Raw genomic sequence first — 25070 nt, 5'->3', positions numbered from 1 at the left:
GATTAATCGCGTCTCATCAGGCAGGCCTCACAATGTTCTAATTGAATTGTTCTTAGCCATAACTTCATTTACTTGCCAACCAACTCATTGCAAAAAGTTTTCTGCCGCGTTAGATTAGCGATTTTAACGCTTCCTAGCTTTCAGGATTGGCTCTACACAATCGCTCTACTCTTGATTTTTGGGCTGGTTTATCTACCGATTGGCTTCAAGCTCGGATTCCTCAAAATTGCGATTCAATCCTCGTGGCAAACCATTGTTGGAGTAGCAATAGGAACTTTTCTCGTGCCTGCTTTGTTAGAGGAATTGGGTTTTCGAGTTTTAATTCTCTCCCATCCATCAGAATCTGTATCTTTTAAGCATCGATGGATTCAAGTCATCCTAAGTTGGCTTCTATTTGTGGCTTATCATGTGCATCCTTTTGTGCCAGCCTTTTTTAAGACGCCTGCTTTTTTAATAGCAACAGGGCTAATCGGAATCGCTTGCACCATTTCTTATCTCAAAAGCGGTTCGCTTTGGACTCCTTTAGTCACTCACTGGTTAATTGTGATGACCTGGTTACTTGCTTTGGGTGGTTTAGAGCAATTTCAAAGTTGAGTAATGGGTAAGGGTGTTTAGGCGATCGCCACTCCAGTTTTAGCGTCAAACAGATGAATCTTATCGGGGGCGATCGCCAACCAGATTTCTTCTCCGACTCGAACGGCGCGATCTGGCTCTGTCCGAACTTGCAGTCCACCGTCTTCTGCCAGAGAATTGGTAAAGCTGACTGATAAGTAGGTTTCGCTGCCTAATGCCTCCACGCGATCGACTCGGACGGGCAAATTCTTGGGAGCCGGAACACTGGGGCTAAGATGCTCTGGACGAATCCCTAACACTACATCCTGACCGTCGTAGGGTTTCAGTTTGGCTTCCCATGTTTCTGGCAGCGTCATGCGAAATTTGGGGTGAGTGATCAGCAGAGGTGCTTTTACCTGCACAGGGATGAAATTCATTGTGGGGGAACCGATGAACTCTGCTACAAAGCGGTTTGCCGGGTGGTTATAGAGTTGCAGGGGGGTGTCAACCTGCTGAATCTGTCCGGCATTCATGACAGCAATGCGATCGCCCATCGTCATGGCTTCCACTTGATCGTGGGTGACGTAGATCGTTGTGATACCCAACTTACGCTGTAAGTTGACGATTTGTGCACGGGTTTCAGTCCGCAGTTTGGCATCCAGATTGGACAATGGCTCATCCATCAAGAAAACCTGGGGGTTGCGAGCCATCGCCCGCCCTAGGGCAACTCGTTGTTTTTGGCCCCCAGATAACTGTCGGGGCAACCGATCCAGAAGCATGTCGATCTGCAACATCTGAGCCACCGTACGGACTCGCTGATCGACAAAGCGTTCTTTTGCAGACCAGTAACGCAACCCTTTAGGCAATCCACGGGTGAGAGCAACGGGGATGTCTTCTGTCATTGTGGTTTGCAAACGCTTTAGCAGTGTTTGCCTGATGTCAGATGGCTCCTGGGTCGCCGTTCGCCGTAGCCCAAATGCCAGATTGTCGTAGACCGTCATGTGGGGATACAGGGCGTAGCTCTGAAACACCATCGCGATGTCACGATGCTTGGGAGGCAGGTCATTCACCAGGCGATCGCCCACCCAGATATTGCCTGCGGTGAGTTGTTCCAGTCCAGCAATCAGGCGCAGCAGAGTACTTTTGCCGCAACCTGACGGACCGACCAACACCATAAACTCGCCATCGCGAATAGTCAGGTTGATTCGCCGTAAGACACTCGTAGCTGTCAGGGTCGCTTCCGCAGATTCTGCCGGATTAGAACCTGCGTTGATGGTGCCAGAAGGGTTTTGCCCCCGTTGTCCTCGCTGAAAGCTCTTATAAATATTTTCTAAAAAGACCTGCGCCACGACTTGTTCTACTCAATTAGATTCAGCTTATGGTTCTGGGGAAAATTTATTTGCTCACCCTGACTCAAACGTGCATCACTCACGGTGCATCAGAATTATTAAGTTGATTAGAATCTACCTTTTGGATACTGAAGTTTAAGCATCTGGTCAGAGCTTTTACACACCTATGGCTTTGTAACATAGGAAGCATTAGCACAACGCTAAAATGTGTCACTTGCCCCTGTGCAGGTTGGACTCTTAATCAGGGTGTCTCTACTTTTTTTCATAACACTACCCGATTAAGATACCTTACCAAAAGCAATGATACTAGTGACTCGAAAAAGATTATTGACCGGAGCGCGTCAGTCCTCTACCCGATCGCGCTCTACCCAATCTCGACTGTGTGTTGTTATTACCTTTGAGGATGGGATCAGGGCGCAATATCCCGTTGAGAACGAATCTGAGGCGATCGCTCTTTTAGCTCACTACACTCAACTTAATCCCAGCTTGCAAACCGAAGTCGCGATGGGTTAATCAAAGCAGTGTTCTGCGCATAGGAGAGCCGTGTTGATCATCAGCTCTGATCTCCCAACCTAAAAATGGTGTTTCTCCGCCCTATTCTGTCTGGAGAGAGGGGGCTATTCCTCAGAGGAATCTAACTCCTCCTCGTCTGCTTCGGCTTCGTCGAGCAGAGCGATCGTTAAGCCAGTGATTTTTTCACCCTTGCCAGGTTTTAGTAGGCGATCGCCTCCCCCATCTTTACCCTCTTCGGGAATGTCATCAATCGCGACTTTTGCAATCCGATCTGTATTGGTCATGACGGTTAATTCAGCCCCTGAGAAAGCGGGGATAATGCCAACGAGTGCATCGGTTTTATTGACAAATTGAATTGCCTGCATCCCCAGTTCACCCCGTTGAGCCAAGCGCAGAACCGTACCCGGCATTTGTTTAGCAAAGCCTTGTGCTGTAAACAGCACACAGTAGTCGTCTGGAGCTTGAGCGATACAACCCACTAAGCGTTCCTGTTTACCGAGCCGCAGAGCAGTTTGCCCTTGAGCAGTACGGCTGAGAACGGGCAATTGTTCATCATCAATTTTGAAGCGCAGCATTCGTCCACTGGAGGTTGCTAACAGCAGGTGGTCATCGGGTCTTGCCAGCGTCGTCAGCAATAGCTCATCGTCATCTTTGAGCTTGAGGACAGTGAGCCCTCGACCCGTCAAATTGGCAAACTCTGACAGGGGTAATCGTTTAATGCGCCCCTGTGCCGTCAGGATGATCAGATCCAAGGGCTCGTCCTGGGGAGGGAGCACAAATTGGCTCACGATGGTTTCGCGATCGCCCTGTCCTGCCTGGGGCAAGAGTGTGACGAGGGGAGTTCCCTTGGATTGCTTTTGCGTTTGGGGAATGTCGTCTACTTTAATGGTGAACGCCTTGCCACTGCGAGTGAGCACCAATAGCTCTTGCAGAGTGGTAGCAGGTTCTGTCTGGGTGACAAAATCATCTGTTTCGATGAACGTCTGTAGGGGTTGTGCTTCCTGCCGTTCGAGTTGTCGCTCAAACATCTTAGGAGTCAAGCGACGAACATAGCCGCGATTGGTGAATTCCAATACGACAGGTTGTTCAATCTTGGCGTCTTCTGCCAGTTCTGCTGCGGCTTCTGCCTCTTCCGATCGCTCTGCGGTCTGGATCTTTGTGCGTCGGGCATCACCGTGTTTCCGCTTCAACGCCCGCAGATCTTTTTTCAGGGCTTTGAGAAACTCTTTGCGATTGGTTAGCAGTTGTTGTAATTCCTGCCGCCGCGCGGTTAGTTCGTCGTAATCGGTTTGCAGGTTTTGCCGTTCCATCCCGGTCAAGCGGCGCAGGGGCATCGCCAAAATCGCATCTGCCTGGCGATCGCTAAACTCAAATTGCTCTTGCAACAGCACTTTGGCGGTACCTCCGTCAGGTGCGTTGCGGAGGATGTCGATCACCGCATCCAGGTTTTGCAGTGCCCGCAGTGTCCCTTCCAGAACGTGAATTTTGCTTTCAGTTTTTTGCAACTCGTGGTTATATTGCCGAGTTAGCGTCTGTTCCCGGAAGCTCAGAAATTGTTGCAGCAACTCCCGCAGCGACATTTGCCGAGGTTGACTCTCCGCTAATGCCAACAAGATGGCTCCAAAGTTGCTTTGTAGAGGAGTCAGCTTGTAAAGCCGATGTAGCACTCGTTGGGGATTGGCTTCGCGACGTAGCTCGATCACGACGCGCATCCCTTCGCGATCGCTCTCATCCCGAATGTCTACAATGCCCTCAATCCGATTCTGGTTCACCAATTCAGCGATTTTTTCGATTAATCCCGCTTTGTTGACTTGATAGGGTAACTCAGTAATCACAATGGCAGTGCGACGGTGCCGTCCACGACCTCCCTGAATCTCCTCAAATTGAGTTACTCCCCGCACAGGAATGCTGCCCCGTCCGGTCGTATAGGCTTCCCGGATGCCAGCTACACCAATAATTTCGCCTCCTGTCGGGAAGTCAGGTCCAGGGATCAGAGCAAACAATTCGTCATCAGGCAGGTCGGGTTGGTCAATCAGTGCAATCAGCCCATCCACCACTTCACCCAGGTTATGGGGGGGAATGTTGGTCGCCATTCCCACCGCGATGCCAGAGGAACCATTGAGCAGCAAGAAGGGCAGTTGGGCGGGGAGGACAGTTGGCTCTTGCTGAGAGTTGTCAAAGTTGCCGATGAAGTCAACCGTGGCTTCTCCGATTTCGGTCAGCAGTGCCTCATTGCCAATCGGAGCCAGGCGCGTCTCGGTATACCGCATGGCAGCAGGGGGGTCATCATCTACCGAGCCAAAGTTGCCGTGTCCTGCCAGTAAGGGATAGCGACTGGAGAAGTCTTGCACCATTCGCACCAGCGCGTCATAGACTGCCTGGTCGCCGTGGGGGTGATATTTACCCAGCACATCCCCAACCACACGGGCGCACTTACGGTAGGGGCGATCGGGGGTCAAGCCTAGCTCGTGCATCGCGTAGAGAATGCGACGATGGACTGGCTTTAGCCCATCTCTTACATCGGGGAGTGCCCGTCCCACAATCACACTCATGGCATATTCCAGGTACGATCGCTGCACTTCGGTATGCAGGGCGGTCGCTACCACTTGTCCTGATGTAAGGTTCAACTGTTTTGCCATGAATTTAATTCCTCTGACCTTAAAAAATCTGAATTACGTCCTATGGTTATCCTGTAGAGGGAAAGGGGATATACGCAGCATCGTGTATAGCAATTTTTAGAGCAAGAGTCTTGCAAAATTACTCCTAGGTAACATCCAATAATCCAACCAAACCATATAAGGTGTCTGTAAACATCTTGCAAAATTTTTGTATAACCATGAAATCTTTCTATTTGGTACGGGTTTAGTCGGGTTTAGTGTACATTTCACAGTAATTTCACAGTAGTATCGAACCGCAAGGCTTAAAAAAGCTTCATTCTATGATGTAGAGGAACTAAGGAAAAAAATAATGAAGACTGTTCTCATTGTGGAGGATGACCTAATTAATGCTCGCGTCTTTTCGAAGATTTTGACCAAACGGGGGGGACTGGAAGTAAAGCATACTGAGAACGTGGATGAGGTCATGCAAATTGCTCAGGCTGGAGAAGCCGACATCATCCTGATGGATGTCTCGTTATCGCATAGTGTTTACCAAGGTAAACCTGTTGACGGGATCAAAATCACCCAGATGCTGAAATCTGACCCTCAAACGGCTGGTTTGCCCATTATTTTGGTAACGGCTCACGCGATGGAGGGCGATCGCGAGAATTTTTTGAAACAGAGTGGAGCAGACGGTTACATCTCGAAACCTGTAGTAGATCATCAGAAATTTGTCGATCAGATTATGGAACTGTTACCCAAAGAGGCATAAGGTAGATATTTAAGTACATAAGTACTATTTTGTCAGACTTTTGGCAAGCTTTGGGCAAGCTTTGGGCAGATTTGAGGTAGATTTAATGCCGTTGGCAGCAATGGATGGAGCGATAGAAGTCTCGTGAATTTAAAGCGTCGGTTCTGGCTAGTTGTGTTAGCAATTAGTCTTTTGGTGGGCTTTACAGGCTATAACCTTCCCCTCAATGCTCAATCCACTGTGCCTCCGGTGCCGTCTACGGCAACCCAGGAGTTGCGTGGAGTATGGCTGACCAATATTGATAGTGATGTTTTATTTTCTCAACGTAACTTAAGTCGCGCTTTACAACGTCTACATCGGTTGAATTTCAATACCATCTACCCAACCGTGTGGAATTGGGGATATACGCTCTACCCCAGTGCGATCGCTGAGTTGTTTATTGGGCGATCTGTCGATCCTCATCCCGGCTTGCAGGGGCGAGATATGTTGGCAGAAGCGGTTGATCAGGGGCATCGATTAGGCATGGCAGTGATTCCCTGGTTTGAGTTTGGGTTAATGGCTCCGGCTGATTCAGCCCTGGCTCAGCGACATCCTGAATGGCTGACTCAACGCCGTGATGGTAGTCGGATCGTGTTTGAAGGACGCGACCCTCGGGTCTGGTTGAACCCCTTTCATCCCGAAGTTCAGCAATTTATCCTCGATCTCGTCAAGGAAATTGTCACGAATTACGATGTTGATGGCTTTCAACTGGATGATCACTTCGGGATGCCTGTGGAATTGGGCTATGACCCCTACACAGTTCGCCTCTATGAGGAGCAACGAGGACAGTCTCCGCCAGATGATCCTCAAGACCCCGTCTGGAAGCAGTGGCGTGCCGAACAGATTACTCGGTTGATGTCACAGGTGTTTGAGACGATTAAACAGCAAAAACCAGACTGTATAGTTGCTCTCTCCCCCAACCCTAAAGCCTATGCCTATGACACCTTCTTGCAGGATTGGGGCATCTGGGAACGGCGCGGATGGGTCGAGGAACTAATCATCCAGGTCTATCGCAACGACTTGGATCGATTTGTGATGGAGTTGGAACGACCCGAAGTTACCCTCGCTCAGACCCATATCCCTGTCGGGATTGGCATTTTGACCGGGCTTAGAAATCGCTCTGTCGAGATGCAACAGATTGCCCGTCAGGTTCAAGCAGTACGCGATCGCCGCCTGGCAGGTGTCTCATTCTTCTTCTACGAAACTTTAGGCAATCGAGATGGGGCGTTTCGGACTCTGTTTCCCAGACCTGCAACTCGTCCCAGTGTGATTGCTACCAATCAGCGTTAGTGGGGAGTAAGGATGTAGAGGAGAGACGCGATTAATCACGTCTTTACAGTTCTATCTCCATCCCGCCATCACCCCATCCCGCCATCACCCCTCTACCCTCGCTACGTTAAAATCGCTCCACCCATAAGACGTCGATAGCGATACTCCAGTTCTGCTTTCATCAACGACCAGCGATCGAGATTTGGGTCTTTCTCCAATACTTTTTCGGCGGCTTCGCGTGCCAATTCTAAGACAGCCTGATCTTCCACCAGACTTGCCAGAGCAAAGTCAGGTAAACCTGATTGACGAGTCCCCAATACTTCACCCGGTCCTCGAAAGCGCATATCCATTTCAGAGATGAAGAATCCATCCTGCGATTGCTCCAGCACTTTAAGCCGTTGGCGAGCCGTCTCACTTTTGCTACTGCTCATCAAGAGGCAATAGGATTGCTCGGCTCCGCGACCGACCCGACCGCGTAACTGGTGTAACTGGGATAAGCCGAATCGCTCAGCATGTTCGATCAACATGACCGAGGCATTGGGCACATCCACCCCGACCTCCACGACAGTTGTAGACACAAGAATCTGCGTCTGATTATCGCGAAATTGAGTAATTGCCTCGTCTTTTTCGGCGGAGGTCATGCGACCGTGGAGCAGCCCAATGTTGAATTCAGGAAAAACGGTTTCCCGCAATCTCTCGTACTCATCGATCGCCGATCGCAAATCCAGTTTTTCGGACTCCTCCACTAGCGGCAATACGACATACACCTGCCGACCTTTGGCGATCTCTCGGCGCATCAGGTCATAGGCGTGTTGGCGATCGCTCCCCGTTAGCATTGTCGTTTGAATGGCTTTGCGTCCCGGAGGCAACTCATCAATCTGGCTCACATCCAAATCACCGTGGATTGTCAGTGCCAGGGTGCGGGGAATGGGAGTTGCCGTCATGGTCAATACGTGGGGGCGATCGCCTTTTTGCTGCAATCGTGCCCGTTGCCCCACCCCAAAGCGATGTTGCTCATCAATCACCACCAGTCCCAATTGCTGAAACTGCACCGGATCTTCGATCAGGGCATGGGTTCCCACCAGCAGGGGCAACTCTCCCGTTTTCAATTCGGCTAGGAGTTGTCGCCGTTTGGCCGTTTTCGTGGAACCTGTTAGCAATTCCACAGGTAAGTGCAATTGGTTAAACCAGGTCACAAGCTTGCGATAGTGTTGCTCTGCCAAAACTTCAGTCGGAGCCATCAAGGCGGCTTGATAGCCCGCTTGAATCGCTGCCAAAATCGCCACCACCGCGACTACCGTTTTACCTGATCCGACATCGCCTTGCACTAGCCGATTCATAGGCACAGGCTTCTGCAAATCACTGAGAATGTCATTCACCACACGATGCTGTGCTTGAGTAAACTGGAACGGCAACACTGTGTAGAACTGATCGATCAGTTGACCCGTAGGAGCCAGGACAACACTGGTTTGTTGCTGCTGTTGGTGCAATCGCCGTTTTAGCAAGCCCAGTTGCAGATAAAAGAACTCGTCAAACACGAGACGACGACGGGCTAAATCTAACGCCTCGCCACTGGGCGGAAAATGGATATGGGCGATCGCCTCCTGTAGCCCAATCAATCCATACTTCTCACGCAGCGCATCGGGCAGAGGTTCCTTGAGTTGAGCCGCAGCTGGTAGAGCCGAGAGGACAGCTTTTCGCACCAAATCTGCTGGAACCCCTTCAGTTAAGGGATAGACGGGTAGCACCCGCCCTACTTTCATCGATTCAATGGAGGCTCCTAGATGATCAATCACCTCAATTTGGGGATCATCCAACGTCATGCCAAACTTGCTTTTTTTGACTAATCCCGATGCAGCCACCACCGCTCCCAGGGGATACATCCGCTTTTGCTGCTCTTGCCAGCCTCGATTTTGGTAACGGCTCCCTGCAAAAAAACGGCTCAGTTTAATCTGTCCCGTGTGGTCGCGCACCAAAACTTCTAAAATCGTCAATTTGGGATTTTTAGGGCTGTTGAAACAGGTGCAACGTTTGATGGTCGCAATCAGGGTAACGGTTTCCCCTTCCACCAGATCGCGAATGTTGACCTGACGGGCATAGTCGATGTGGTCGCGAGGGTAGTAGTAGAGTAAATCGCGCACTGTCACCAACCCCAACTTACCCAGGCGTTCACTGTTTTTTGCGCCTACTCCCGGCAGATACGTCACCGCTTGATCGAGGTCAAGTTTGCGATTGGAGTCAACCAGAGGTGCGGTGCGCGGCAATTTTCCAGGAGTACTGAGGGTCGCTGTAGAGGTGGGCGATCGCGCAGATCGCCGTGACCCCGCTTCTAACCCTGGAGTACTTTCTGTGGTGAGTTTGTCCTCCGTCCTATCCGGTTGTGTGGCAACCGTTTCCTCTAAAAAACGCTGCACTTGATAAATGGTTCGTCGTGCCTCTGCCACTAAATGTTGTCGTTGGGCAAAAGTCATCTCTCCATACTTGGTGAACCGCTCTCCCATCTCCTGAAAGCGACGCTGTTCTGAAATCGGAATGTCCGCTGGAGGACGACTAAAACTCAGGCTGAGGAACTCACTAAAGCGGTATTGATTGCCGACTAAATCATTGAAGCCTCGTTCGGCTTCTACTGATAGTGCTTTCTGCAAGCGCAACCAATCCATCGCAATTCATCAAACAAGTGCGTGATTCAACATACCATTACTCATCAAACCAGGTCGATCGCCACGCCGCTTCTGCTGTTGCGATCGCCTTCTCTTTATGTTTTTTCTGATAGTCCCGTCCGAGTTGATTGAGACGAGCCAACAACCCACGAATTTTCGATCGCCACGCCCCTAGAGTAGCGTCTGCAAACTCGATCTCCGACAGCCTCAATCGAATGGTCATGATATGAGTCATTCTAGACTCTGAGTTACTGTCACTCTCGGCTTCAATCAGGAGATTTAACAAGTTGGGAGGTCCAGAAGCTATCTCTGCGCCTGCTTTGGCTGCGACTTCAAGAATAGGCTCAGGCAGTTTAGAGGGCAGAATGTCACTTTGTTGCAGCAAGCGATTGGCTGTATAAGACAGAGTTTGCAGAACAGCTACGATGCCCTTCTCCATACTTTCTTGCCAACTTAATAACAGCTTTGGGTTGGACATCACCTGAGCCGCATCCAATTTTGACGCAGGTGATTCAGAGGCTTCAGCAGGTGGTTTGGATAACTCAGCTTGCGCTTGATCTCCCGCTTGGGCGTGATCCCTCTCACTGAGGCGATCGCCCTGAGCCAGAGGCGGTTCTGCAAACTCACTCGTAAACAGCACGGCTTCGTGCAACAAGTCTTCCTTTGCCAGTTCCTCTGCTAATTCTTCATCCGTCAAATCATCAGTCAGTTCTTCGTAGGAAAACTCGTCCTCTGACTCGTCGTCTTCCTTAGACTCTTCTTCCGGGATCGGACTGAAATCATCGAATGCTTTTAACCGACTCATCAACTGGGTTTGAGCTTGTTGAGCAAGTTGCTTGAGAGTCTGTTGCAACTCCTGCCGTTGACTCAGCGACAGCTGAAGAAATCGATCGGGATATCCTTGCGTGCAGATATGGTATGCCGCCAATACAAGTTGACGTTTAACCGCCTGTCCCAAATCGGTTAAGTAATCTTCATAGGTGGTATGCAGGTCTTGGGCGATCGCCACCACCGCTTGTTCTAAGGCAGCGATATCACGCTCAATCTGGTCAACTGCTCGTGTCATACCTTCAAACTATACTTACGTGGGCAAGGGGCGATCGCATCAGACAACCTGGGAATCGTTGAGACACCTGTAGGGACATAGCAATGCCATGTCCCTAGTTCAAAAGGTTATACCTTAATTCGTCAGGTTTTTGAGTGAGCAGTTAGAGTGCGCCTCCAGTTTGGGCTGCCACTTCTGCTGCAAAATCGGTTTCTTCCTTCTCGATACCTTCACCCAAAATAAAGCGAGAGAAGCGGCGAACCTGAATGTTTTCGCCCAACTGAGCAATATTTTGCTTAATCAATTCGCTAACCGTAATGGTTTGGTCTTTGACATAGGGTTGATCGAGCAGTGCAAGCTCTTTCAACCGCTTCTCAATCCGACCTTCAACGATCTTTTCGCGAATATTTTGAGGCTTATTACCGAGGTCATCTCTGCCCATTTCAATTTCTTTTTCTTTGGCGACGACCTCAGGGGGAATGTCTTCCACCCGAACGTATTCAACGTTAGGAGAAGCTGCAATCTGCATCGCAACGTTACGAGCCAAGTCTCTAAATGCCTGGTTTCGTGCTACAAAGTCCGTCTGGCAGTTGATTTCGACTAACACACCCACACGACCACCCGTGTGAATGTAGCTTTCAATCAAACCTTCAGCCGTAATCTTGCCAGATTTCTTCTCAGCAGAGGTAATCCCCTTCTGACGCAACCAATCCATTGCTTTGCTGATATCACCCCCCGTTTCCTGGAGAGCTTTTTTGCAATCCATCATCCCTGCGCCTGTCTTATCGCGCAGTTCTTTCACAAGCTTTGGTGATATTTCTGCCATTGTGTTAAGTCCCACTCTGAGATTAGTTTTGATTGGGTAAGGAGTCAGAAGTCTATCAGCAGGTCAGGGACAAGGATTCAGAAGTGAATTCTGAGGACTTGTCCCCACCTGATGCCTTAGTCTTCGGTTTCTTCCTCGTCGTCATCGTCTGGGAAGTCGCTATCATCGTAGTCAAACTCTTCCTCAGCACCCTCGTAATCGTCGTAATCTTCTTCGACTTCGAGTTGACCGTGACGACCCTCATAAATGGCATCCGCCAAGCGACCCACTATAAGCTTAATCGACCGGATAGCATCATCGTTTGCAGGAATTGGAATATCTACCGTATCTGGATCGCAATTTGTGTCCAATAACGACACAATGGGGATTCCCAGCTTTTGGCATTCTTGCACGGCGTTGTATTCACGACGCTGATCAACGATCAGAACGGCATCAGGTAACTTCCGCATGGCTTTGATGCCACCGAGATACTTTTGCAGTTTCTCCAATTCGCGACGCAAAACAGACGCTTCTTTTTTAGGAAGGAGATCAAGTACACCTGTCTCCTGGCGACGCTCAAGCTCCTTAAGGCGATCGACGCGAGTCTTAATGGTTGCCCAGTTCGTGAGCATTCCACCTAACCAGCGTTGGTTTACGTAGTAAGAACCGCAACGCAAGGCCTCTTGAGCAACAATGCCCGCCGCTTGACGCTTGGTACCAATGAAGAGAAATTTCTTACCCTGCTCGGAAGCAGTTCGCATGTAGGTGTAAGCTTCTTCCATCAGTTGAGCGGTTTGCACCAGGTCAATGATGTGAACCCCATTGCGAGAGGTGTAAATGTAGGGAGACATCTTGGGATTCCACCGTCGGGTTTGGTGCCCAAAGTGAACCCCTGACTCCAATAGTTGAGCCAACGAAACAACTGGCATAAATTTTTGATCTCCTTTCGGGTTAATCCTCCACTCAGGTGCATTTCTGTACCAAATCAGGTCAGAAACACCCGAAATCCTGAGTGTGTGATTTTAGACAACTTTCCAAGGATAACACATAAGATGTGACGGGCTGATGGTCAGTGGTTAATGGTCAACAGTTGAGGGTCAATGGTCAATGGTGATGGTCAATGGTCAATGGTGATGGTCAATGGTCAATGGTGATGGTCAATGGTCAATGGTGATGGTCAATGGTCAATGGTGTTGTATCCGTACCCCCTTAACCATCAGCTATTGACGATGCACGATGGACGTTTCCTACATGAACCGTGTCAGTTGAACTCGATAACGATCTTTTTTAGTGACGGCAATTTCGCCAATCTCTAAGCGTCCTTTGCCGCGAATGGCAATCAGATCGCCTGCTTTGAGTTGATGGCTGGCTTGAGTGACCTCACGCCAATTGACCCGCACATCTCCGGTCGTGATCAGGTCTGCCATTTTGCTGCGGGACATGCCAAACCCGGCTGAGGCGATCGCATCCAGTCGCAGCGATGCCTCTACGGTTGTCATTTCTTTCTTTTTGGGTTCTCGAATCTTGAGTTCGCTCAGGTCAATCCGCCGAGTTTTGACGGGCACCGATCGCACCTGCGTCAGGTTCATCTCTAAGAACTCGACCATCTCTGGCACCACGATCGCCTGTGCGCCCCGTTCGCCCAATACAATGATGTCTCCCACTTTTTCGCGGACGATCCCCGTTCCTAAAAGAGAGCCCAGGAAGTCACGATGAGTTGCCGGATCAAATAAGAAATTGCCGCTGATGTCGAGAGCCGCGATCGCCACTTGGCTTTGATCCAGGGGTAACTCTGATCGGGCGATCGCCACTCGTTGCCTTTCCGCTTGTGGGTAACCACCCCACGCTAGCATCTGCACATCAGTTAATCGAGCAAACATCTGCTGCACATCAACCCATTCAGGCGGCGACAAGAAGTCAGTGTAGACGACCTCCCATGTTTTAATTGCCTGCTCTGCCTGGTCAATTGCCCGGACAGCAGTCTCTCGATGTTCAATTCCTTTAAGCAAATCTTCGCGTGGCAGCATACGTTCGCATCATTCTGAACCCTCATTTTAGCGATCGAGGCGTCATACAGCATTGGTCAATGGTCAAGTCAAAATGTCAATGGTCAATCGTTAATGGTCAGTTGTGTATAGCCAATGCTACCTGGATTTAGTGGAAGGCAGAGGGCAGAAAGACACAGCGACGAATCAGCACTCACATTTCAGCACCCTAAACGATTGCCCTCAACCCCTAACCCCTAACGATTGACTACTGACGATTGACCACTGACGATTGACCACTGACTCCTAACCCCTAACCATTGACTATTAACACCTAACCCCTAACCATCAACGATTCACTCTACTCAGCACCAAAACACGCAATCCCGATTTGACACTGATAGGATCAAGAGAGAACTCTATTTATATGCCAATTGAGCCATGTCCCTGGACAATTTACGTGACCTCTACCAGCAGGTCATTTTAGAACGCTACAAAAAGCCCCGAAACAAGGGGACGACTAATCCGGTCGATCGCTATCAAAAGGGACACAATCCTTCCTGTGGTGACACGATCGAGTTAACGCTGCACTTAGTGGATGATCGCATTCAGGACGTAAAGTTTGAGGGTGAGGGCTGTGCGATCGCCATGGCATCGGCTGATCTCATGGCAGAAGCACTTAAAGGCAAGACGGCTACGGATGCTTTGGAGATGGTGCAGCGTTTTCAGGCGATGATGAAGGGCGAAGCCGAATTTCCTCAAGAGTTGCGAAAGCTCAATGTGATGCAGGGGGTGGCTCAGTTTCCAGTGCGGATCAAGTGTGCCAATCTCAGTTGGCATACCCTTAAAGCCGCGTTGGAATTGTCTGCCAATGCTCAACCTGCTGGCTTTGTGAGCAACGAATAACCCAGGGATGTAATGTTTGTGCTGTGTAGCTCACACCCGCAGAACATTACTGGCTTAGAACAACTAGGAACAATTGACAATGGATAATTTCTTGACTTACGCCCAGTGGGCAGCGATCGCAACTGTCGGAATGGGAGTCGTCACTGGGCTGTCGTTTCTGTTGAAGTGGGGCTTTCGCTTTCGGTTAGTGGGAATTACTGGGTTTATGGGAGTCCTCACGGTGGGCTTGTTTGCGCTTGGTGTCGTGCCCTTTACTCGTACCAGTATTCCCGGTGCTGTGCGGTTTTCGACGGTTTATGACTCAGGAGCCGCGCAAGTTGTGATCACCGTTTCCAACGAAATTACCGAGGAGCAACTCACTGCCACGCTACAACAAGCCGCTAGCGATCTCTTTTCTCCAGGGCGATTAAGTCGAGGCGAAGATAAGCTAACCATTCGAGCACGGACTGTGTTGCATCCAGAGCCAGGTGTTTCAGAACCGCTTTATTTGGGGCAAGTGCGGCGATCGCTGTTTGTGCGCGATGATGAGGATATGGACATCAAACTTTATCCTGAAAGTTTGGCAAAGTTGCCTCAACCAACGGTAGAGCCTGAGAGCTCAGCGAATTGAGTGTCCCCCGATTCTGACGTAGCTGTAGTAAAGTAATCGATACCATTGAAGTAATCTATAAAGACTTCGTGCAAAGGTCTAATCTGACTTTGCATTGCTTCAATGCATGATTTGCATACCCGTGTTTATGTTTATTGTGTGATTTCGCCATGACCCATCCATCACCGTCCTTAGAGGCAACCCATTCTCCTCCTGTGTTCTCACTGATGATTGCTCCAGCCCAGGTTATGCGAGGGCATCAGGCGTTGGCTCAGGCGGCAGAAGCGATCGCCCGACTTGGTCAACGACCGTTGGTGGTGGGAGGCGATCGCACCTTAGCGTTGGTAAAACCATTTTTGCAACCTGTATTGGAATCGCGATCACTCCAGGCAGCACAAGCCAGTTATGGGGCTGATTGCAGCGAAGCAAGCCTGGCGAATCTGAAAGACGCGATCACTCATCATCAAGCCGATTGCATCATTGGGGTCGGCGGTGGCAAGGCATTGGACGCGGCAAAATTATTGGCATATCAAGCCGGGCTGCCGATCGCCACTGTGCCCACATCGGGAGCAACCTGTGCAGCGTGGACTGCGCTCTCCAATGTTTACTCCGATCAGGGGGCTTTTCTCTATGACGTGGCTCTACCGCACTGCCCCAATTTGCTCGTGCTAGATTACGACTTAGTCCAAACCGCACCGCAACGCACGTTGGTTGCTGGCATTGGTGATGCGCTGGCGAAATGGTATGAAGCCTCTGTTAGCAGTGGTCATTCGGAGCGCACTTTGATTATCGGTGCAGTGCAGCAAGCCAGAGTGCTACGCGACATCCTGTTACAGAAGTCAGTGGCAGCATTGCGATCGCCCGGAAGTGAGGTCTGGCGAGATGTGGTTGACGCCACTGTGTTAATGGCAGGAGTCATCGGTGGCTTGGGTGGAGCCCAATGTCGCACGGTTGCGGCTCACGCGGTTCACAACGGCTTGACCCATCTGCTCGAAAGCCACGGTACGTTGCATGGAGAAAAAGTAGCCTACGGCATTCTGGTACAGTTGCGTCTGGAAGAGATGGTGCAGGGTAATCGCCTTGCTGCCACCGCACGCCAACAACTGCTCAAGTTTTATGGGGAAATTGGGTTGCCTCAAACGTTGGATGATTTGGGCTTGCGCGATGTGCGGTTAAGTGATTTGCAACGAGCAGCGACTCTGGCGTGCTCTCCTAGCTCCGATATTCACCGCTTGCCGTTTGAGGTCACACCCACTCAACTGATCGCCGCGATGGTTTCTACGACGGCTCCCACCACGGAGACTCCCTCAGATTACGCTGACCTGCGATCCATGCAATCGTCTCGCAGTGAGGTGGAAGGATGAGTCTAAATTGGATTAGTCAAGCCGATCGCTTGAGTGCTTTACCTCCCTATGTTTTTGCCCGACTCGATGAGTTAAAAGCTCGTGCTCGTGAACAGGGGTTAGACCTGATCGACCTGGGGATGGGCAACCCCGATGGAGCTACACCGCAACCTGTCGTCGAAGCCGCGATCGCCGCTCTGCAAAACCCTGCTAATCATGGCTATCCACCGTTTGAAGGGACTGCCAGTTTTCGGCGTGCCATTACCGATTGGTATCGGCGGCGATATGGGGTTGAGCTTGATCCCGAAGGGGAAGCACTGCCCTTATTGGGGTCTAAAGAAGGTTTAACGCATTTGGCGATCGCCTACATTAACCCCGGTGATACCGTTCTGGTGCCCAGTCCTGCCTATCCTGCCCACTTTCGAGGGCCAGCGATCGCGGGAGGGAAGATCTATCCCCTGATTCTCAAAGCCGAACAGGATTGGGTCATAGATCTAGCGGCGATTCCAGACTCGGTCGCACAACAAGCTAAAATTCTCTATTTCAATTACCCCAGCAATCCAACTGGAGCGACTGCGCCGCGTGAGTTTTTTGAAGATATCGTTGCCTTTGCTCGCAAGCACGAAATTCTCTTAGTGCATGACCTGTGCTACGCAGAACTGGCGTTTGATGGCTATCATCCCACCAGTTTGTTAGAAATTCCGGGTGCCAAAGAGATTGGGGTTGAGTTCCACACCCTCTCCAAAACCTACAATATGGCGGGTTGGCGAGTTGGATTTGTTGTAGGCAATCGCCATATCATCCAGGGTTTACGGACGCTGAAGACGAACCTGGACTATGGCATCTTTTCTGCCTTGCAAGCCGCTGCCGAAACGGCGTTGCAGTTGCCCGACGTTTATCTACATGAGGTGCAAGCCCGCTATCGCACCCGCCGCGACTTCTTGATTCAAGGGTTGGGTGAGTTAGGGTGGACAGTCCCTAAAACCAAAGCCACGATGTATCTCTGGGTGCCGTGTCCACCGGGACAAAGTTCCACCGACTTTGCGCTAAATGTCTTGCAGCAGACGGGGGTCGTTGTTACACCCGGAAACGCCTTTGGTGCCGGGGGTGAGGGATACGTTCGGATTAGCCTGATTGCCGATTGCGATCGCCTCCAGGAAGCACTCAATCGGCTGAAGCAAGCCAATATCCGGTTTGAGCCAAACCTGGTATCACAGTAGAGATGAGTCGATAGTCAATAGTCAATGATTGGTCATCGACTGCAATAAAGCCCGTCTTTACCAGAGCTATGACCGTTGACTATTGACTATTAACCATTGACCATTGACCCCTGACCATTAGCCATTGACTATTGACTATTAACCATTGACCCCTGACCATTAGCCATTGACTATTGACCATTAACCATTGACTATTGACCATTAACCATTGACCATTAGCAATCGACCATGGCTACCAATTGCACTCGCGACTAATCAACGTGCGCTATTAAGCAACTCCTCACAGCGATCGCGTTCTGCGATGACATTGGTAAAGTTATCGACAGCCGCTCCAGCAATGACCAACAACAAGACTGCAAGGACAATGGGTGCTGGATCACCCCAACCCTTTGGATTTCCTGGTTCCCAACTCATTTTTGTCCTGTAAGGCTACCTTATTTGAGTTTTTGTTTTACGAAGGTCAAAATCTGCGCCAGTTGCTTCTTCAGCAGATCAATCTCAGTCTGCATCTTATCGACCTTTTGTCGGAGTGCCTCAATTTCAGCTGAGCCTGCCGCATCGTTTGTGACGGCGGCTGCGGTGCTTGCTGCTGCAACAGCAGGTTGGGGCCACTTTTTGAACTTTGCCATTGCCGACTTGATCGCATCGACCAACTCGCGCTGTTCAAATGGCTTTTCAATAAACTCAAAGTACTCGAAGGGTTCTGGAATCTTCTCAGTCACCTCTTCCTTACGACCAGACATCAGCACCAGAGGTGCTCTCAAGTCCGGTTGGGCTTGAATCTGCTGAAATACCTCCCAACCACTCATCCGGGGCAGGAGAAAATCTAACATGATTAAATTTGGGCGTTCTTGATGAATGGTGTTTAGACCCTCAACGCCATCTTTGGCTTCCAGGACTTCAAAATTACCTTTCGGCAACATGTCCCGAACCATATTACGGATGACTCTGCTGTCATCAATGACCAGAATCTTGTGACTTGCCACGACGGACTCCTCTGGTGGTGACTGAAGGAACAAATGAAAGGTCAGGCTTCGGTGACATCGCCCCTTTTCATCCTGACGACGGGATGTGACTTCGGTATAGAGAAAGCGGGAATTGGTATCACAGACATTCGCTCAAGCCAGCTAACGCTGAACTCACCGTAAGTTGCAGATCCCATATACGCCAGCATGAACTAGTGTAACTGCTCAATGACAGAATGGCTTTCATTTCAGGCGGTATCAATTTTGCTTTCAAACCAAGCTGCACTCTATTTCCTAGATATCCCAAATATTAGCGTTTCATACACAAAAGCTAAACAAGCCGAAGCGTAATTGTGGCGATTCTTGAATAACAAGGAACAAAAGGCGCAAAAAATACCCAGTGATGTGGGGCGAGTTCCTGATCCGTGTCTCATCTGAGGCAGAACCAATACACTCTACAGGCAAAATAACCTGTATCTCCTTAGCATAAGGCTTATCGGGAGAGGTTCAAAGAGGGGGACAGACCTGCAAGAAAGGTTGCTTTACAATTGAGATTGGCTTTGTCCTTTGGGTAGTCGCCTTAATGCTGAAACTTTATGCCCTTTGAAACTGAACAACCGATTTCCTCTCCGATGCCAGCGGCTCAACCTGTGAAGCGATCGCCCAACCGTGAGGTGCCCCACGAAATCTTGCCTGCGTGGTTGCGGCGTCCCATTGGCAAGGCGAGCGAGATCTCGACAGTCCAGCAAATTATTAAACAACGCCAGATTCACACGATTTGTGAGGAGGGGCGGTGTCCCAATCGAGGCGAGTGCTATGCCAATCAAACGGCAACGTTTTTGCTGATGGGACCGATTTGCACCCGTTCTTGTGGGTTTTGCCAGGTGGACAAGGGTCATGCGCCCATGCCCCTCGACCCAGAGGAGCCTCAAAAAGTAGCAGAATCAGTACGCTTGTTGGGGTTGCGCTATGTTGTTCTCACCTCGGTGACACGGGATGATTTACCAGATCAGGGGGCGGGATGGTTTGCTCAGACAATGCAAGCGATTCGAGCGGCAAACTCAGGGACTCAAATTGAGGTGCTAACTCCTGATTTTTGGGGAGGTCTGGAGGGAGAGACGGCACAGCGACAGCGCGTTGCGACGGTAGTTGCGGCTCAACCTGCCTGTTATAACCACAATATTGAGACAGTGCGACGGCTTCAAGGACCTGTGCGACGGGGAGCCAAGTATGAGCGATCGCTGCGAGTGCTGCAAATCGTTAAGGAACTGGATGCAACGATTCCCACGAAGTCAGGCTTAATGCTGGGGCATGGCGAAACCGAGGCAGAGGTGATCGAGACGATGCAGGATTTACGCCAGGTAGGCTGCGATCGCATCACATTGGGGCAATACATGCGCCCATCCCTCGACCACCTGCCCGTGCAGAAGTATTGGACACCGGATGAGTTTGACCAACTGGGGGCGATCGCTCGTGAGATGGGCTTTAGCCATGTGCGATCGGGTCCCTTAGTTCGGAGTTCGTATCATGCAGGGGAAGAGGGATAGGAAGTAGGGAGTGGGAAGTTAGTTTTTGTTTTTCTTAACATTATTGAGTTTTTGCAACAAATGCTTTGTGGTGTTACGGATTATTCAATAATGGCGGTGATGAGTTCATAACCAATTCACTAACTAGGAACTGAATCTCTATGACCTCAAAGGCAAAACCTCCTTATACCTTCCGTACCGCCTGGGCACTTTTGTTGCTCGTGGTTAACTTTGTTGTGGCTGCTTATTACTTCGGCATCCTCAAATAAGACGGATTTTATATTAAGGAATGGGGGCGAGGCGTGGAGTGGGGTGTGTCTGTATCTTTTCAGATCACTCTGCTGAATGCTTTGTCCCCTATTGCTTCTCTTACATCGTGCCTCTAAACAACCCTTGAGGACGAATCAGCAACACCAGCACCATCAACACGAGAGCGACTCCCAGCTTGTATTCAGAGGGCATGAGGTAGGTGCTGAGTTCTTGAGTCATACCGATAACAAAGGCTCCGGCGATCGCCCCGTAAGGATTGCCAATGCCACCTAAAATGACCGATGCAAACATGGGCAGAATGAGGAACCAACCCATGTTGGGTCGCACAGCGGTAATTAACCCATACATACCACCCCCGACAGCAGTTAATCCTGCGGCAAGAACCCATGTCCAGATGACAATGCGTTCGACATTAATACCTGAGACACGCGCCAGATCAACGTTGTCGGCAACAGCTCGCATAGCTTTGCCAATTTTGGTGTTTTGCAGCAAAAAGTGCAGCCCCAAAATGACCACAAGTGCCAGTAGGACAACAATGAGCCGACTTTGAGAGATCCTGATGCCGAATACGTCAATAGCACTCAAAACGGGCAAATTATATTTCTGGTTGTCTGCGCCCCAAATGAGAATAATGCCGTTGCGGAGAAATAAGGCTAAGCCGATGGAGATAATGATGAGGGTTGTGGGAGACGCTCGGCGATCGCGCATTGGCAACCATATCAATTTTTCAGTCAGTAGGGCGACTCCAATGGTGAGAATGGCTCCTATTGCAACCGACAGCCAGATATTAATTCCGAACCCGTTCACCATTAAGGTGAGGAATGCGCCCAGCGTCATAAAGTCGCCATGGGCAAAGTTTGCCAGTCGTAGAATGCCGTAGGTGAGGGTTAGCCCCACAGCGGACAATGCCAGAATGCTGCCAACTGCAACGCCATTGACTAGAAGCTGAATCAACTCCTGATCCATGCCAGTTTCATTTTGATCGAGAGAACATTGTCCATTGTCTCTGAATTAATTCACCCTTGCATCACAATGCATGTATCTTGAGTAATCACCAGAGACATGAGAGGGTAGTGAGTGGATTTGAGGAGTGAATCGATGAAGATTTGGCAGAAAAACCCGGAGTTGCGGTCAGTGGCGATCGCGGCTGCTCTCTTTTGGGTCATCTGCACTGGGCTGGTGCTGTGGCGGTTCTACAATTTCTTTCCGTCGGATGTCTCCTTTGACCAGGGCATCTTTAATCAGGTGTTCTGGAACAGCCTTCACGGTCGCTTCTTTCAAAGTTCGCTTTCCTCAACCGAATCCAGTGCCGTGATTTATGACGGGGCTGTGCCCGATGTGGTGTATCAGCGGCTTGCCCAGCATTTCACCCCAACGCTCATGTTGTGGCTGCCATTCTATGCCTTGTTTCAATCTCCAGCCGGGTTATCGATTCTTCAAGTCACGCTCATTACCCTGGCAGGATTTGTATTGTATGCCCTGGCACGGCATTATCACCCCCCGCATCTCTCCGCCCTGATCACTATCAGTTACTACTGCGCGAATGCGGTCATTGGTCCTACCGTTGCTAACTTTCATGACTTCTCGCAGATTCCGCTCTACATTTTTGGGTTGTTGTTAGCCCTGGAAAGACGGTGGTGGTGGCTGTTTGTCATATTGTCGGCATTAACGCTGGCAGTCCGTGAGGATGCAGGAATTATCCTGTTTGGTATTGGTATCTATCTCATTGCCAGTCGTCGCTTCCCTCGGATTGGGGTGGGGCTGTGTGTTGCCAGTGTGATCTACGTTGTCACCATCACAAATATGGTGATGCCATCGTTTGCCAGTGACATTGGGCGACGATTTATGGTCGAGCAATATGGTCAATTTGTCCAGGGTATTGAAAATCCATCGACTCTGGATGTGCTGAAAGGCATTTTGCAAGACCCAGTACGAACAGTGCGTGAGTTAGTAACACCGCCCGATCGCACTCTGAGCTACTTCCTGGGGTACTGGGTGCCTCTGGCGTTTATCCCATCCATTTCCATGAGTGCCTGGTTGTTGGCGGGCGTTCCCCTGTTCAACATCTTGATCCAAAACGATCCAGATGCGCTGTCGCTTCAGTTGCGCTACGCGCTGGCAGTGGTTCCTGGGTTGTTTTACGGCACAATTTTGTGGTGGTCTAAGCACCCATTGCACTTCAAACCCTGGTTTCGGCGGTTCTGGGTTGTGTGTCTGGGGTTCGCGCTCCTGTTTACCCTGACTTCTAACCCCAATCGGGCGTTTTCGGTGATTTTTCCCGATTCGTTTCAACCGTGGGTTTATGTGAGTCCGGCTCGCCAACTTCAGCATTCTCAGGCGATTCGGCAGTTGATCGCCCAGATTCCGCCGGATGCAAGTGTGTCAGCGACGGGGCACATCGTCTCGCACCTGTCCAATCGACGAGAGGTGGTGCGTTTTCCGGAATTGCGGATTCGCGGGGACGATCGCCGAGATGCACGAGTCAAGTACATCATCACGGACTTGTGGTATCCGCTGCAATATCAGCCTGCTTTCTTTAGCGATTGGGAGTTCTTGCGGTTTTTGAGCGATCGCATCACGCGCATTACCCAAACCTCGCGATATCAACTCATCGACTTTCGCGATGGGGTAGCGTTGTTGCAGTGGGGGGCAGAGCCGAATCCTGAGGCGGTAGCGACCTGGCAACAGTTTTACGACGAGATTAAGCCCATTATTCAAGCCAGTCGTTCTGGGGTCGTTGACGGTTAGGGTTATGGATTAAATGAAATGCAATTTTTGACGAACTAACGCAGGTCAGTTTTGTTTCAATAACGGCAGTTTCAACCGCCAAGATCCTGATTTCCAGTAGGGGTGTTTCGTGAAACGCCCTAACCAGACCGTTAAGGTGAAAGAGGGGTTATGCCGTTTTAAGGCGATCGCTGGCTGAGATTGTTTTAGGTTGGTTAAGCGATCGGTTCATACGTTTAATGGTTTCCAGGAAAGCATAAACAGCTGGAGAATGGAGCGCATCTGCCAACGTCACGACACAAATTTTCCGCTCTAGAGGTACAGGCAATCGCCGCACCTGAATTTCGGGGGGCATTGGTTCTGCGGCTAATCGCGCCATAACCGTTATCCCCAAGCCTTGAGTCACCATGCTGACGATGGTCGAGTCCTCTTTAATTTTGTATTGAGCGTTGAGGGGTTGAACCAGTTTATTAAAGTGGTTACGAATGAGCGTGGAGCAATAGTCATCATCGGGAGGCAAGATAATGGGGTACTTGCGGAGATCCTCCCAGCAGAGGGAATGGGGAATGTCCCATTGGGGTGGACAAAGGACAAAGTACTCGTCACGCATCAGCTCTAGCCTGTCAAATTCAGGTGCAGGTGGCAGACAGGTAAACCCAATATCAGCTTTGCCTTCGCGCAGGGATTGCTCAATGCCGTCATACCCCCCCTCATTACCGCGAAATTCATTGAGGGTGATGGCGATCGCAGGATAGGCACTGCGAAACTCCGCCATGATTTCTGGCAGAACGTGAGTCGCGACGCTGCGAAAACAGGAGATCCGAACTTCGCCACCCTGCAACCCCTTCGAGCGGTTGGCTTCTTTGCCGATGGTGTCGAGCAGTTGCAGCATTTCCTTCGCGTGCTGCGTAATGCGCTCACCCACAGGGGTTAGTCGTGCCCCATGCCGTCCACGAGACAACAAAATGACACCCAACTCTTGTTCCAAACTGGCGATCGCATGGCTAATAGCAGATTGAGACACCGCTAAATGCAACGCTGCCTCGCTAAAATTGCCGTGCTCTGCAACGGTTACCAAAGCACGCAATTGAGACAATTTAACGCCGTCCCGGTTGACCTCTCTCATCTACTCCCCCCTCAGAATGGATCTGATTGTCCCGTGCTGGAAATCGATGGTCTATCTATCGATTTTGTTCATGAATTCTATTCATACTTCCTTTTGATTGTCTCTTGGGAAATGAATAGAGTGTAAATGTAGACGGCAAGCCTGAAATCACTGTCTACATCTAATCAAGTCAAGGTCTACCTTCAACCAAGCCAACGGGAGTTAATGATATGAGAGCCGATGCCTATTTTTTGAAGAAGGAACGAGCAGAGATAAATTCCAATGTATCAGTTCAGAAGCCATTTGTTAAGTCCGGTCTGACTGCCTCGCTCAGCCGCGCGCTGGGTAATATGGTTGCCCGCATGGCAGGCAACTCAGAACCTCAAATTTGGCAAACTCAAGGGTCTGCGGGTGAGATGCTATGGAACGTGTATGACCCCACCACCGATCAAACCTCAGTTTTTTATTCTGAATTGGAGGTGCGGACGTGGCTCGATGAACGTTACAACTTTTAGGCGTTACATCGAATAAATGAATTCAATATCCATTCACTCAACTCCCCGATTTCTCTAAAAAGTCGGGGAATTTGTCCATGGGTTGAGGCTGAGGGGGTTGAAAGTAAGTTAAGCTCAAAGCCTGATTTAGGCTTTTCCCAAAAATCTCCAATGTATGCATAGCTGGTGATGTTGCTCGCTCGGTGCTCGATTGTATTTTCTAGTTGAGACAGTTGAGTTTTGAAAATCCACCATGGTTGCTGATTGTGCAGGAAATCCGTTTCGGTTATCCAGAAACCTGAGTTTACGATCCAACACTGTTGTCTTAAGCGATCCCTCGCCCCAGGTTCCGAGAGCAAG

At 50.1% G+C, this 25070-nt stretch carries 25 protein-coding genes and 1 pseudogene; 13 read left to right on the top strand and 13 right to left on the bottom strand.

The window, feature by feature from the left end:
- Nucleotides 1-72: 72 nt before the first annotated feature.
- Nucleotides 73-594 (top strand): CPBP family glutamic-type intramembrane protease, encoded by a 522-nt coding sequence (locus H6G89_RS19730; protein WP_190509582.1) that lies wholly within the window; start codon nt 73-75, stop codon nt 592-594.
- 17 nt (nt 595-611) lie between these two features.
- On the opposite strand, the gene H6G89_RS36440 is transcribed toward H6G89_RS19730, so the two are convergent.
- Complete coding sequence (locus H6G89_RS36440) at nt 612-989, bottom strand: TOBE domain-containing protein (protein WP_375539702.1); 378 nt, start codon at nt 987-989, stop codon at nt 612-614.
- Nucleotides 990-1280: 291 nt separating this feature from the next.
- Nucleotides 1281-1727 (bottom strand): annotated as a pseudogene (locus tag H6G89_RS36435) (ATP-binding cassette domain-containing protein); the annotation flags it as partial.
- 483 nt (nt 1728-2210) lie between these two features.
- Here H6G89_RS36435 and H6G89_RS19720 point away from each other — a divergent pair.
- Nucleotides 2211-2414, top strand: coding sequence for a hypothetical protein (locus H6G89_RS19720; RefSeq protein ID WP_190509578.1), 204 nt, complete (start codon nt 2211-2213; stop codon nt 2412-2414).
- Between the two features lie 104 nt (nt 2415-2518).
- On the opposite strand, the gene gyrA is transcribed toward H6G89_RS19720, so the two are convergent.
- Nucleotides 2519-5053 carry a DNA gyrase subunit A gene (gene gyrA / locus H6G89_RS19715; protein ID WP_190509575.1) on the bottom strand — a complete coding sequence of 845 codons (2535 nt, stop codon included), beginning with the start codon at nt 5051-5053 and terminating at the stop codon, nt 2519-2521.
- 328 nt (nt 5054-5381) lie between these two features.
- Here gyrA and H6G89_RS19710 point away from each other — a divergent pair, with 328 nt between their 5' ends.
- Nucleotides 5382-5783 carry a response regulator gene (locus tag H6G89_RS19710; RefSeq protein ID WP_190509573.1) on the top strand — a complete coding sequence of 134 codons (402 nt, stop codon included), beginning with the start codon at nt 5382-5384 and terminating at the stop codon, nt 5781-5783.
- Between the two features lie 123 nt (nt 5784-5906).
- Nucleotides 5907-7091 (top strand): glycoside hydrolase family 10 protein, encoded by a 1185-nt coding sequence (locus H6G89_RS19705; protein WP_309230036.1) that lies wholly within the window; start codon nt 5907-5909, stop codon nt 7089-7091.
- A 101-nt stretch (nt 7092-7192) separates the two neighbouring features.
- Here H6G89_RS19705 and recG read toward each other — a convergent pair whose 3' ends face one another.
- The 5 genes from recG to H6G89_RS19680 form a co-directional block, all read right to left on the bottom strand.
- The gene (recG, locus tag H6G89_RS19700) at nt 7193-9730 is read right to left on the bottom strand and encodes an ATP-dependent DNA helicase RecG (protein WP_190509571.1); all 2538 of its coding nucleotides are present in this window, start codon (nt 9728-9730) and stop codon (nt 7193-7195) included.
- Between the two features lie 37 nt (nt 9731-9767).
- Entirely contained in the window at nt 9768-10796 is a 1029-nt protein-coding gene (locus tag H6G89_RS19695; RefSeq protein ID WP_190509569.1) for a hypothetical protein, read from the bottom strand.
- Between the two features lie 142 nt (nt 10797-10938).
- Complete coding sequence (gene tsf, locus H6G89_RS19690) at nt 10939-11601, bottom strand: translation elongation factor Ts (RefSeq protein ID WP_190509566.1); 663 nt, start codon at nt 11599-11601, stop codon at nt 10939-10941.
- Between the two features lie 116 nt (nt 11602-11717).
- Complete coding sequence (gene rpsB, locus H6G89_RS19685; protein ID WP_190509563.1) at nt 11718-12509, bottom strand: 30S ribosomal protein S2; 792 nt, start codon at nt 12507-12509, stop codon at nt 11718-11720.
- Nucleotides 12510-12827: 318 nt separating this feature from the next.
- Nucleotides 12828-13607 carry a photosystem II S4 domain protein gene (locus H6G89_RS19680; RefSeq protein WP_190509561.1) on the bottom strand — a complete coding sequence of 260 codons (780 nt, stop codon included), beginning with the start codon at nt 13605-13607 and terminating at the stop codon, nt 12828-12830.
- Between H6G89_RS19680 and H6G89_RS19675 the strand changes: the two genes are divergently transcribed.
- From H6G89_RS19675 to H6G89_RS19655, 5 genes are all read left to right on the top strand, one after another.
- Nucleotides 13598-13738 carry a hypothetical protein gene (locus H6G89_RS19675; RefSeq protein WP_190509559.1) on the top strand — a complete coding sequence of 47 codons (141 nt, stop codon included), beginning with the start codon at nt 13598-13600 and terminating at the stop codon, nt 13736-13738. The genes H6G89_RS19680 and H6G89_RS19675 overlap by 10 nt on opposite strands.
- A 268-nt stretch (nt 13739-14006) precedes the next feature.
- The gene (gene sufU, locus H6G89_RS19670) at nt 14007-14471 is read left to right on the top strand and encodes a Fe-S cluster assembly sulfur transfer protein SufU (RefSeq protein ID WP_190509557.1); all 465 of its coding nucleotides are present in this window, start codon (nt 14007-14009) and stop codon (nt 14469-14471) included.
- Between the two features lie 79 nt (nt 14472-14550).
- Nucleotides 14551-15081, top strand: a complete 531-nt coding sequence (locus H6G89_RS19665) for a Ycf51 family protein (protein WP_190509555.1) — start codon at nt 14551-14553, stop codon at nt 15079-15081.
- 149 nt (nt 15082-15230) lie between these two features.
- Complete coding sequence (locus tag H6G89_RS19660; RefSeq protein WP_190509553.1) at nt 15231-16424, top strand: iron-containing alcohol dehydrogenase family protein; 1194 nt, start codon at nt 15231-15233, stop codon at nt 16422-16424.
- Complete coding sequence (locus H6G89_RS19655; RefSeq protein ID WP_190509551.1) at nt 16421-17623, top strand: aspartate aminotransferase; 1203 nt, start codon at nt 16421-16423, stop codon at nt 17621-17623. The genes H6G89_RS19660 and H6G89_RS19655 overlap by 4 nt, the downstream gene beginning before the upstream one ends.
- 79 nt (nt 17624-17702) lie before the next feature.
- Here H6G89_RS19655 and H6G89_RS35795 read toward each other — a convergent pair whose 3' ends face one another.
- From H6G89_RS35795 to H6G89_RS19645, 3 genes are read right to left on the bottom strand one after another with little or no spacing between them, the layout of a single operon-like run.
- On the bottom strand, nt 17703-17825 hold the full coding sequence (locus H6G89_RS35795) for a hypothetical protein (protein ID WP_255519461.1): 123 nt from the start codon (nt 17823-17825) through the stop codon (nt 17703-17705).
- Between the two features lie 53 nt (nt 17826-17878).
- Complete coding sequence (locus H6G89_RS19650) at nt 17879-18037, bottom strand: hypothetical protein (RefSeq protein WP_190509549.1); 159 nt, start codon at nt 18035-18037, stop codon at nt 17879-17881.
- 20 nt (nt 18038-18057) lie between these two features.
- Nucleotides 18058-18609 carry a response regulator gene (locus tag H6G89_RS19645; protein WP_190509547.1) on the bottom strand — a complete coding sequence of 184 codons (552 nt, stop codon included), beginning with the start codon at nt 18607-18609 and terminating at the stop codon, nt 18058-18060.
- 611 nt (nt 18610-19220) lie between these two features.
- Here H6G89_RS19645 and lipA point away from each other — a divergent pair.
- Together lipA and psaX are read left to right on the top strand one after the other, a co-directional pair.
- Nucleotides 19221-20135: a lipoyl synthase gene (lipA, locus tag H6G89_RS19640; protein ID WP_199336830.1), complete on the top strand. Its 915-nt coding sequence runs from the start codon at nt 19221-19223 to the stop codon at nt 20133-20135.
- A 140-nt stretch (nt 20136-20275) separates the two neighbouring features.
- Nucleotides 20276-20383 (top strand): photosystem I protein PsaX, encoded by a 108-nt coding sequence (gene psaX, locus H6G89_RS19635; protein ID WP_190509543.1) that lies wholly within the window; start codon nt 20276-20278, stop codon nt 20381-20383.
- 100 nt (nt 20384-20483) lie between these two features.
- Here psaX and H6G89_RS19630 read toward each other — a convergent pair whose 3' ends face one another.
- Complete coding sequence (locus H6G89_RS19630; RefSeq protein WP_190509540.1) at nt 20484-21350, bottom strand: branched-chain amino acid ABC transporter permease; 867 nt, start codon at nt 21348-21350, stop codon at nt 20484-20486.
- A 132-nt stretch (nt 21351-21482) separates the two neighbouring features.
- On the opposite strand from H6G89_RS19630, the gene H6G89_RS19625 reads away from it, so the two are divergent.
- Nucleotides 21483-23132, top strand: coding sequence for a DUF2079 domain-containing protein (locus H6G89_RS19625; RefSeq protein WP_190509538.1), 1650 nt, complete (start codon nt 21483-21485; stop codon nt 23130-23132).
- 148 nt (nt 23133-23280) lie between these two features.
- Here H6G89_RS19625 and H6G89_RS19620 read toward each other — a convergent pair whose 3' ends face one another.
- The gene (locus H6G89_RS19620) at nt 23281-24237 is read right to left on the bottom strand and encodes a LysR family transcriptional regulator (RefSeq protein ID WP_190509537.1); all 957 of its coding nucleotides are present in this window, start codon (nt 24235-24237) and stop codon (nt 23281-23283) included.
- Nucleotides 24238-24446: 209 nt separating this feature from the next.
- On the opposite strand from H6G89_RS19620, the gene H6G89_RS19615 reads away from it, so the two are divergent.
- Entirely contained in the window at nt 24447-24731 is a 285-nt protein-coding gene (locus H6G89_RS19615; protein WP_190509535.1) for a hypothetical protein, read from the top strand.
- The last annotated feature ends 339 nt before the right edge of the window (nt 24732-25070 follow it).

The organism is Oscillatoria sp. FACHB-1407 (assembly GCF_014697545.1).
GTDB lineage: Bacteria > Cyanobacteriota > Cyanobacteriia > Elainellales > Elainellaceae > FACHB-1407.
Note: the sequence above shows the minus strand (reverse complement) of the source record. Positions and strands in the feature narration are given on the sequence as shown.

What these genes read in the sequence shown, in the direction of transcription:
- H6G89_RS36440 (WP_375539702.1), bottom strand. Translation starts at nt 989, where the DNA reads ATGAATTTCATCCCTGTGCAGGTAAAAGCACCTCTGCTGATCACTCAC.
- gyrA (WP_190509575.1), bottom strand. Translation starts at nt 5,053, where the DNA reads ATGGCAAAACAGTTGAACCTTACATCAGGACAAGTGGTAGCGACCGCC.
- H6G89_RS19710 (WP_190509573.1), top strand. Translation starts at nt 5,382, where the DNA reads ATGAAGACTGTTCTCATTGTGGAGGATGACCTAATTAATGCTCGCGTC.
- recG (WP_190509571.1), bottom strand. Translation starts at nt 9,730, where the DNA reads ATGGATTGGTTGCGCTTGCAGAAAGCACTATCAGTAGAAGCCGAACGA.
- H6G89_RS19695 (WP_190509569.1), bottom strand. Translation starts at nt 10,796, where the DNA reads ATGACACGAGCAGTTGACCAGATTGAGCGTGATATCGCTGCCTTAGAA.
- tsf (WP_190509566.1), bottom strand. Translation starts at nt 11,601, where the DNA reads ATGGCAGAAATATCACCAAAGCTTGTGAAAGAACTGCGCGATAAGACA.
- rpsB (WP_190509563.1), bottom strand. Translation starts at nt 12,509, where the DNA reads ATGCCAGTTGTTTCGTTGGCTCAACTATTGGAGTCAGGGGTTCACTTT.
- H6G89_RS19680 (WP_190509561.1), bottom strand. Translation starts at nt 13,607, where the DNA reads ATGCTGCCACGCGAAGATTTGCTTAAAGGAATTGAACATCGAGAGACT.
- sufU (WP_190509557.1), top strand. Translation starts at nt 14,007, where the DNA reads ATGTCCCTGGACAATTTACGTGACCTCTACCAGCAGGTCATTTTAGAA.
- H6G89_RS19665 (WP_190509555.1), top strand. Translation starts at nt 14,551, where the DNA reads ATGGATAATTTCTTGACTTACGCCCAGTGGGCAGCGATCGCAACTGTC.
- H6G89_RS19660 (WP_190509553.1), top strand. Translation starts at nt 15,231, where the DNA reads ATGACCCATCCATCACCGTCCTTAGAGGCAACCCATTCTCCTCCTGTG.
- H6G89_RS19655 (WP_190509551.1), top strand. Translation starts at nt 16,421, where the DNA reads ATGAGTCTAAATTGGATTAGTCAAGCCGATCGCTTGAGTGCTTTACCT.
- H6G89_RS35795 (WP_255519461.1), bottom strand. Translation starts at nt 17,825, where the DNA reads ATGGTCAATAGTCAATGGTTAATGGTCAATAGTCAATGGCTAATGGTC.
- H6G89_RS19650 (WP_190509549.1), bottom strand. Translation starts at nt 18,037, where the DNA reads ATGAGTTGGGAACCAGGAAATCCAAAGGGTTGGGGTGATCCAGCACCC.
- lipA (WP_199336830.1), top strand. Translation starts at nt 19,221, where the DNA reads ATGCCAGCGGCTCAACCTGTGAAGCGATCGCCCAACCGTGAGGTGCCC.
- psaX (WP_190509543.1), top strand. Translation starts at nt 20,276, where the DNA reads ATGACCTCAAAGGCAAAACCTCCTTATACCTTCCGTACCGCCTGGGCA.
- H6G89_RS19630 (WP_190509540.1), bottom strand. Translation starts at nt 21,350, where the DNA reads ATGGATCAGGAGTTGATTCAGCTTCTAGTCAATGGCGTTGCAGTTGGC.
- H6G89_RS19625 (WP_190509538.1), top strand. Translation starts at nt 21,483, where the DNA reads ATGAAGATTTGGCAGAAAAACCCGGAGTTGCGGTCAGTGGCGATCGCG.
- H6G89_RS19620 (WP_190509537.1), bottom strand. Translation starts at nt 24,237, where the DNA reads ATGAGAGAGGTCAACCGGGACGGCGTTAAATTGTCTCAATTGCGTGCT.
- H6G89_RS19615 (WP_190509535.1), top strand. Translation starts at nt 24,447, where the DNA reads ATGAGAGCCGATGCCTATTTTTTGAAGAAGGAACGAGCAGAGATAAAT.